This window comes from Actinophytocola sp. (assembly GCF_036002505.1).
Taxonomy (GTDB): Bacteria; Actinomycetota; Actinomycetes; order Mycobacteriales; family Pseudonocardiaceae; genus DASYTH01.
Genome location: NZ_DASYTH010000345.1, coordinates 40,323 through 46,537, shown reverse-complemented (window position 1 = coordinate 46,537; position 6,215 = coordinate 40,323). Strand labels below are relative to the sequence as shown.

Below are 6,215 nucleotides of genomic sequence, written 5' to 3'. Positions count from 1 at the left end.
GCTTTGCCCCCCGGACCCCCCGAAACCGAGCGCGCCTCAGTTGCAGGTGGGGCTTGGTCACGTGCCGGTGCGTGGTCGGGGCGGGGTGGCGTGGCAGGCTCTGGCGGTGCCCCGATACGGATCGCGTGGAGCGACGCCGGTTCTGCGCACCGCACCCGTGTTGGCGGTGCTGGTGTGCCACGACGGGGCGCAGTGGGTCGAGGCGGCGCTGACGGCGCTGCGGCGGTCGGTGCCGAGGCCGCGGCACATCCTGGCGGTGGACACCGGTTCCGGGGACGGCACGGCGGAGCTGCTGGCCGAGGCGGCCCGCGGTGAGGACCGGGTGCTCGACGGGGTGCTCACGCTGGCGCGGGACACCGGGTTCGCCGCGGCGGTGCACGAGGCGGTGTCCGCGGCGATCGAGCGGTGGGGGGATCCCGGGGGCTGGATCTGGGTGCTGCACGACGACTGCGCACCGGACGCCGACTGCCTGGCCACGCTGCTGACCGCGGCCGACGTGTCGCCGTCGGTCGGAGTGCTCGGGCCGGTCGCCCTGGACTGGGCGGACCCGCGGCTGGTGGTCGAGGCGGGCCTGTCCACCGACGCCTCCGGACACCGGCAGACCGGGATGGGCCCGTCGGAGCTGGCCCGCAACTTCGAGCAGAGCACCGAGGTGCTGGCCGTCTCCTCGGCGGGGCTGCTGGTGCGCCGTGAGCTGTGGGAGCGGCTCGGCGGCTTCGACCAGGACATCCTGGCGCTGCGCGAGGACATCGACTTCGGCTGGCGGGCGAACCGGGCGGGCAGCGTGGTGCTGTGCGTGCCGGCCGCCCGGATGCGGCACGCCCGCGCGGCCACCGTGGAGCTGCGTGGCCTGGACACCGGGCCGCCGGCGCTCGGCTCCGCACCGCGGGCACTGGACCGGGCTTACGGGCTGCGCACCTTTCTGGTCAACTGCGCGCCGCTGTCGTTCGTGCTCGGCGTGCCCCGGCTGACCCTGCTGTGCCTGCTCCGCGCGCTGGGGTTCGGCCTGCAGCGCCGGCTCGTGGAGGCGCACGCGGAGCTGCGGGCGCTGGGTTACCTGCTCGGTGGCCGGGCGCGGCTGCGCGAGGCTCGGGCACTGCGCCGGACCGCCGGCCAGACCGGCAGCGTGCGCGGCCTGTTCACCAGCCGGTTCACCCGGCTGCGCAACGCTTTCCGGGCCGGCGTGGCGCTCCTCGTCCGGCGCCGGGTGGAGGCGGACGCGGCGCTGGGCCGGCTGTCCGCCGAAACTGGGGCCGAGACCATGTGGCTGGCGGAGACTGAGTCTTACTCCTTGGCTCGATGGCGCAGCGCCAGTGAGCCGCCGCGCCGCCGGGTCGGTCCGGACGCGCTTCCCGCCGGCGTGGCGGGGCGGCCGCGCCGGTCGGCCGGGCTGCGCCGGCCGGCCACCGCCATCGCGGTCCCGCTGGTCATTCCGGAGGCCGACCTGCCGGCCGGGCTGCGGCCCAGCCCGCGGCCCCGGCCCTCGCCGGCCCCGCGGGACGGCACCGCCGTGCCCACCCCGTCCGACCTCCTGCTGGTCCAGGTCAGCCGCGGGCGGCTGGCCCGGGAGCTGCTGCTCGCCCCACCGCTGCTGCTGTTCGTGGGCCTGCTGGCGACCGGGCTGGTGATCAACGCGGGCCGGCTGGGCCTGAACCTGGCCGGTGGGCGGTTGCTGCCGGTGCCCGACCTGGTGGCCACCTGGTCGGACTACCTGGCCACCTGGCATCCGGTGGCCGGCGGCACGGCCGCGCCGGCGCCGACGGCGCTCGCCGCGCTGGGTGGTCTCGGTGCGGTGCTGGTGCCGTTCGGCGGCACCAAGGCCGCGGTCGCCCTGCTGCTGCTCGCCGACCTGCCGCTGGCCGGCCTGCTCAGCTACGCCGCCACCCGGCGGGTTCCGGTGCGGCGCTGGGTGCGGGCCCTGGTGGCGGCCGGGTACGCGCTGCTGCCGCCGGCGACCGCGGCCGTCGCGCAGGGCCGGCTGGACGTGGTCGTCGTGCACGTGCTGCTGCCCGCCGTCGTGGCCGGCATCGCGGCGCTGTTCGTGCGGTTCCGGCCGGCGAGAGCTCCCGGTGATCGAGGGTGGGCCGGAGGTCCGCCCGAGGAACCGGCCTACCACGTGGCCAACCGCCGGCCGTATCGCCAAGGTGACGACGCGAGCCCGAGCGGAGGATTCAACACCGTCACCGCCTCGACGGCGTGGCTGTCCACCGCGGCCGGGACGGCGTTCGGGCTGGCCGTGCTCGGCGCGTTCGCCCCGCTGGTGCACGGGTTGCTGCTGCTCTACGCGCTCGGCGGGTTCGTGCTCGTGCCGGCGCACCGCGGGCACACCGGCCGGCGGATCGCGGCGCTGTTCGTGCTGGTGCTGATGCCGCTGGCGCTGCTGCTGCCGTGGCCGGCGGTGGTGATCCAGCATCCCGGGGTGGTGCTGCACGGCGTCGGCGCCTGGGTGGCCGAGCCGGCGGTGTCCACGTTCGACCTGGTCAGCCTGGATCCGGGCGGGCCGGGCGCCTGGCCGGTGGTCGGCCTGGTGGCCGGCGTCGCGGTGCTGGCCGCGCTAGTGATCCGGCCGAGCCGGGCCATGCTGCCGGGCGTCGCGCTGATGCTGCTGGGGGTGCTCGCGGTGGTGGCGCTGCGGCAGTACCCGGCGACGCCGCTGACCGGCGGGCCGCGCCAGCACGGCTGGGCGGGCGCCGCGCTGCTGGTTGTGGGCTGGGGCCTGCTGTGGGGGTTTCTCGGTGCCTGCCGGCCGGGTGCGCAGCGCCCGGGGGCGTTCGTCCGGGTGGCCGCGGTGCTCGGTGTGCTGGGCGTCGGCGCGCTGGCCGCCGGGGCGCTGCTGGCCGGACGGGCCGGGCCGCTGCGCGCCGACGGTGGGCCTCGGCTGGCCTCGACGCTGGTCAACGAGTTGAAGCTGACCGGCCGCTCGGTGCTGATGGTGCCGGCCGGAGACGAGCCGGTGCGCCAGGTGGCCGGGCGGCCGCCCCGGTTCGCCGACGACGATCTCGCGCCGGTGGCCTCCGCCGCGGCCCGGCTCGCCGAGCAGGCCGCAGGGCTGCGCTCGAGCGTGCCGGAGCAGGCCCGAGCGGCGGTGGCCTCCGCGGCGGCCGCCGGGGTGGCGTTCCTCGTGCTGCCGGACACCGCCGCGGCGGACCGGCTGCGGACCGCGGTCGGCGACCTGGTGTCGGCGGCGCCCGCCACCTCCGACGGCCGGCCGGTGCTGCGGGTGCAGCTCGCCGCCGGTCAGGTCGCGCTGCTCGCCCCGGAGCTGGCCAGGCAGGCCCTCACCGGGGGCGCGCCGCCGGCCACCCTCGGCACCGCCGGCATCGTGCCGGTCGAGGCGAACCCGCCGAACGTCGCGGTCCGCGTCTCCGACGGCCCCGACGGCCGCCTACTGGTGATCGCCGCCGAGGAGGAGCCGGGCTGGCTGGCCACCGTGGACGGCCGCCAGGTCCCGGTGGTCCGCGCCTGGTCTCACCTGGTCGCCGTCCAGGTCCCCACCCGCGCCGCCGAGATCCGCGTCGAGCAACCCACCGGCCTGCGCAGCGTGCTGCTCCTGATCCAGGCCGCCGCGGTGCTGTTCACGCTGCTCACCGCGGTGCCGGCGCCTCAGCAGAGAGTGCCATGAATGACTCATTCAGTGCGTCGGACGCCATGAATGGGCCATTCATGGCACTGCGCCCCCCGGGGTTCAGCCCTCGCCCTCGATGACCCCCGGGTCGAGCCCCAGATAGTTGGCGACCTGCTCGACCAGCACGTCGTGCACGAGGTCGGCGAGGTCGGTGCTGTCCTTGGCCCGGGCCTCGAGGGGACGGCGATAGAGCACGATCCGGGCCCGGGTCGGCTGACCCCGCCGGTCCACACCGGCCGGCACCAGCCGCGCCAGCGGAACCCCGGCGTCGGCGAGCACACCTTCGGGTGGCGTCTGGGTGCGCTCCACCCCGTCCACCTCCGGCACCTCGTCCACCGCCACGTCGAGCCGGGTCAGCTCGGTCCGCCAGCGCGCCTCGATCGGCTCGAGCGCCTCCAGCACCAACGCGTCGAACCGCTGCGCCCGTGTGCTCGCCGCCGGCAGCGAGGCCGGAAACAGCGACCCACGCAGCCCACGCCCATGCCGGTCCCGGCTGCGCCGGCCGCGCCTGTGTACTCGAGAACCACGCGCGCTCACGATTCGCAGACTAGTGCGGCCACCACGTCCGCAATCCAACACGGTGTGGCGGCGCCGTCGTGGCCTGTCGAGGCGCTAGTGTCACCGTTCGTGCGGAGCGTGAGGCGGTGTTCGCGGGCGGGGTGCGCCAACCCGGCGGTCGCCACGCTGACCTACGCCTATGCCGACTCCACCGCGGTGGTCGGGCCGCTCGCCTCCTACTCCGAACCGCACAGCTACGACCTGTGCGAGGAGCACGCGCTGCGGCTGACCGCTCCGCTCGGCTGGGAGGTCGTCCGGCACGACGGCGAGTTCGCCGTCCCCGAGCCCTCGGTGGACGACCTGACGGCGCTGGCCGAGGCGGTGCGGGAGGCGGGCCGGGTGGACCGTCCGGTCGAGCAGCCCGACCCGCACGACGCCGGCACCGGGCGCCGCGGCCACCTCCGGGTGCTGCCCAACCCGGTAGCGGACTGACGATGGCGCGGACGTGACGATGGCGCGGACGTGTGCTCGCGGACAGCGCTCGCCGAGGCCATCGTCCTGTGTTTTCTGGGGGCCAAGCCCCCAGACCCCCGGCCGGCGGGGCTCCGCCCCCCGGACCCCCTGGATGGTGGCCGCACGGTCCGGGGGGTCCGGGGTCCTCGTCGCTCGGTAGGCTTCGGCGGGTAATCCATCACTGGGGCATGTGTTCACGGGAGTTCTGGGTGCGCGACCTGTCCGGTGTGTTCAAGGCGTACGACATCCGCGGCCTCGTCGGCGAGCAGCTCGACAACGACCTGGTGCGGGACACCGGGGCGGCGTTCGCGCGGCGGGTCGGCGGGCCGGCGATCGTGATCGGCCATGACATGCGCCCCTCCTCACCGGGCCTGGCGAGCGCGTTCGCCGCCGGCGCCGGGCAGGAGGGCGTCGACGTGATCATGATTGGGCTGGCCAGCACGGACATGCTCTACTTCGCCTCCGGTCACCTCGACCTGCCCGGTGCGATGTTCACCGCGAGCCACAACCCCGCCGCCTACAACGGAATCAAGCTGTGCCGGGCGGGCGCGGCCCCGGTCGGCCAGGACACCGGGCTGGCCGACATCCGCCGCGAGGTCGAGCAGGGGGTGCCGCCCGGCGGCAAGACCCCGGGCCGGCTGGAGACCCGGGACCTGCTCGCGGAGTACGCGGCGTACCTGCGCCGGCTGGTGGACCTGTCCGGCAGCCGGCCGCTGACGGTCGTGGTGGACGCCGGCAACGGCATGGGCGGTTACACCGTTCCCTCGGTGTTCCAAGGACTTCCGATCGAGATCGTGCCGATGTACTTCGAGCTCGACGGCAGCTTTCCCAACCACGAGGCCAATCCGCTCGATCCGAAGAACATCGTCGACCTGCAGGCCAGGGTCCGCGAGGTCGGCGCGGACGCGGGCCTGGCGTTCGACGGTGACGCGGACCGGTGTTTCGTGGTGGACGAGCGGGGCAACCCGGTCTCGCCGAGCGCGATCACCGCGCTGGTCGCGGTGCGCGAGCTGGTGAAGGAGCCGGGCGGGATCGTCATCCACAACCTGATCACGTCCAGGGCGGTGCCGGAGATCGTCGCCGAGCACGGCGGTAAGCCGGTCCGCACCCGGGTCGGCCACTCGTTCATCAAGGAGGAGATGGCCCGCACCGGCGCGATCTTCGGTGGCGAGCACTCCGCGCACTACTACTTCCGCGACTTCTGGCGTGCGGACACCGGGATGCTCGCGGCGCTGCACGTGCTGGCCGCGCTGGGTGAGCAGACCCGGCCGCTGTCCGAGCTGACCGCGGCGTACCACCGGTACGCCGCCTCCGGGGAGATCAACTCCACGGTGGGCGACCAGCTGGCGAAGCTGGCCGAGGTGAAGGACGCCTTCGCCGCCAACCCCGGCGTCGAGGTGGACGAACTGGACGGGTTGACCGTGAACCTGCCCGACGGCAGCTGGTTCAACCTGCGCCCCTCGAACACCGAGCCGCTGCTCCGGCTGAATGTGGAGGCTCCCGACGAGGCCGCGATGGCCGCGCTCCGCGACGAGGTTCTGGCACTTGCGCGGAGCTGAGAACGGGCACACTTGAGGAC

General features: G+C 75.1%; 4 protein-coding genes. 3 read left to right on the top strand and 1 reads right to left on the bottom strand.

The window, feature by feature from the left end; translation table 11 throughout:
- The first annotated feature begins 106 nt into the window (after positions 1 to 106).
- Complete coding sequence (locus VGR06_RS30260) at positions 107 to 3,622, top strand: glycosyltransferase family 2 protein (protein ID WP_327562565.1); 3,516 nt, start codon at positions 107 to 109, stop codon at positions 3,620 to 3,622.
- Positions 3,623 to 3,685: 63 nt separating this feature from the next.
- Here the strand turns inward: VGR06_RS30260 and VGR06_RS30255 are convergent, their stop codons facing one another.
- On the bottom strand, positions 3,686 to 4,162 hold the full coding sequence (locus VGR06_RS30255) for a metallopeptidase family protein (protein ID WP_414637365.1): 477 nt from the start codon (positions 4,160 to 4,162) through the stop codon (positions 3,686 to 3,688).
- Between the two features lie 90 nt (positions 4,163 to 4,252).
- Between VGR06_RS30255 and VGR06_RS30250 the strand changes: the two genes are divergently transcribed.
- Both VGR06_RS30250 and VGR06_RS30245 read left to right on the top strand, forming a co-directional pair.
- Positions 4,253 to 4,615, top strand: a complete 363-nt coding sequence (locus VGR06_RS30250; protein ID WP_327562564.1) for a DUF3499 domain-containing protein — start codon at positions 4,253 to 4,255, stop codon at positions 4,613 to 4,615.
- Positions 4,616 to 4,845: 230 nt separating this feature from the next.
- Positions 4,846 to 6,195 carry a phosphomannomutase/phosphoglucomutase gene (locus VGR06_RS30245; protein WP_327562569.1) on the top strand — a complete coding sequence of 450 codons (1,350 nt, stop codon included), beginning with the start codon at positions 4,846 to 4,848 and terminating at the stop codon, positions 6,193 to 6,195.
- Positions 6,196 to 6,215: the final 20 nt, after the last annotated feature.